Origin of the sequence: Streptomyces apricus (genome assembly GCF_008369065.1) — a bacterium.
Taxonomy (GTDB): domain Bacteria; phylum Actinomycetota; class Actinomycetes; order Streptomycetales; family Streptomycetaceae; genus Streptomyces; species Streptomyces apricus.
Genome location: NZ_VDFC01000167.1, coordinates 1 through 2255, shown reverse-complemented (window position 1 = coordinate 2255; position 2255 = coordinate 1). Strand labels below are relative to the sequence as shown.

Sequence of the window (2255 nt, the reverse complement as noted above, 5' to 3'; positions counted from 1 at the left end):
GAGGATCGCGCTGGGGTTCGCGGCGGCGGGGGCGGCCGTGGCCGTCCACTTCCGTACGAACGAGGGAGCGGCCCGTGACGTCGTCGCACGCATCACCGGCTCGGGCGGCCGCGCGGTGGCCCTGCGGGCCGACCTGACCGTGGAGTCCGAGTGCCACCGGGTGGTGCGCGAGGCCGCCGACTGGGGAGGCGGCACGCTGACGGCGCTGGTCAACAACGCGGGCGTCCAGCCGGTCCAGGAGCTGCCCGGCATGACGGCGGCGGACTGGCGGGCGGTGGTCGACACCAACGTTTCCAGCGTCTTCGCCTGTACGCAGGCCGCCGCCGAGGTCATGCGGGGCCCGGGCGGGGGCCCTGTGCGCAGCATCACCCACATCGCGTCCGTCGAGGCCACGCACCCCGCCCCGCTCCACGCGCACTACTGCGCGTCGAAGGCGGCCATCGTCATGCACGCGCGCGCGGCGGCCCTGGAGTACGGTCCTCACGGCATCCGCGTGAACACCGTCTCGCCGGGGCTGATCGACCGCGAGGGCCTCGCGCAGGCGTGGCCCGAGGGCGTACGGCGCTGGCGGGAGGCTGCTCCCACCGGGAGGCTGGGGCGCCCGCAGGACGTGGCCGACGCCTGCGTGTTCCTCGCCTCACCGATGGCCTCCTGGATCACCGGGCACGACCTGGTGGTGGACGGAGGGGTCTCGGCCCGGCCCACCTGGTGAGCGGACGCGACGACGCTGAACAGCGTGGCGCGTACATCCGTACCTCCTCGGAGGCCGCGACGTGCACGGCGGACGTGCGCGTACGTGCGCGCACGAACAGCATCGGCAGCACCGGCAGCACCATGGGCACCACCAGTACCGCGAAGGCGAGCAGCAGGGAGAGGCGACGTGGGCCGAGTACGCCGTACCCACCGGGTACCACGGGCGCCGCGGGAGATATGGGCGCTGCGGCCGACGGCGCCGCGCCGGGCCGCCGCCCTCCTCACCCTCCTCGGCACGCTGCTCCTGCTCCTCCTGGGCGGCGCGACGTCCGTGTCCGCCCACTCGGCGGTGCGGGACACCGACCCCCGCGAGGGGACCGTCCTGAAGTCCGCGCCGCGCGAGGTCACCATGACCTTCACCGAGTCGGTCGGCGTCACGGACGACTCCCTGAGGGTCCTCAGCCCCGAGAACCGCCGGGTGAACGCGGACAGCGCCGAGCACGTCCCCGGCCACGCGGACAAGGTCCGGGTCCGTCTCCGCGACGACCTGCGGGACGGTACGTTCACGGTCGCCTGGCGGGTGGTCTCGGCGGACAGCCACCCCATCTCCGGCGCCTTCMCCTTCTCCATCGGCGCGCCCTCCGAGACGAGCGTCGCGATCTCCGCCGAGCCGGCCGTGAMCCCCGCCTCGGGCGCCCTCTACGACATCGCCCGCTACGCCGCGTACGCCGCCGTCGCCCTGCTCATCGGCGTGGCCGTGTTCGTCCTCGCCTGCCGTCCGCCCGACGCACGGCCGCTGCGCGGGCTCGTCCGCGCCGGCTGGTGGACGCTCCTCGCCACCACGGTCCTCCTCGTCTTCCTGCGCGGCCCGTACGAACGCGGCACCGGCCCGTCGACCCTCCTCGACCCGGAGCTGATCGGGAACACCCTGACGACCAGGCCCGGCTGGGCGCTGCTCGCACGGCTGGCGCTGCTGGCCGCGGCGGCGGTCTTCCTCGTACGCACGGAGGCCGCGCTGCGGCGGTCGCCGGAACCGGGGACGGCAGTGCCGGTGGTCGGCGGGGTCCTGGCCGTCGCCCTGGCGGGCACCTGGGCGGCCGCCGAGCACGCGTCCGCGGGCATCCAGGTCCCGGTGGCGATGACCTCCTCCGTCCTGCACCTGCTGGCGATGGCGGTGTGGCTGGGCGGACTCGTGGCCCTGCTCACCGCGCTGAACCGGTCGCAGACGCCGCTCCCGGCCGTCTGCGTGCACCGTTTCTCGCGCCTGGCGTTCACCTCGGTCGTGGTGCTGGTCCTGACCGGCGTCTACCAGTCGTGGCGGGGGCTCGGCTCGTGGGACGCGCTCTTCGACACGTCGTACGGCCGGATCCTGGTCACGAAGGTGTGCGCCGTGGTGGTGCTGCTGGCCGCGGCGGGCTTCTCGCGCCGCTGGACGACGGCCCGGCCGGCCGAGAGGGACACGGCGCGGCCGGCCGAGGCGCGCGTGCCGGAGCCGGCGGGGGTGGCGGCGGGCGCGTCCGCGGGCGGCGGCACCGGGGCCGCCGGCGCGGACACCATGGCCG

The 2255-nt window shown here is 75.4% G+C and carries 2 protein-coding genes; both read left to right on the top strand.

The features are described from left to right. Positions 1-712 (top strand): SDR family NAD(P)-dependent oxidoreductase (locus tag FGF04_RS38900; RefSeq protein WP_149516110.1); only part of this gene is annotated, 712 nt, incomplete at its 5' end. A 168-nt stretch (positions 713-880) separates the two neighbouring features. Then, positions 881-2255, top strand: a 1375-nt coding sequence (locus FGF04_RS38895) for a copper resistance CopC/CopD family protein (RefSeq protein WP_328596505.1), incomplete at its 3' end; no start/stop codon positions are given.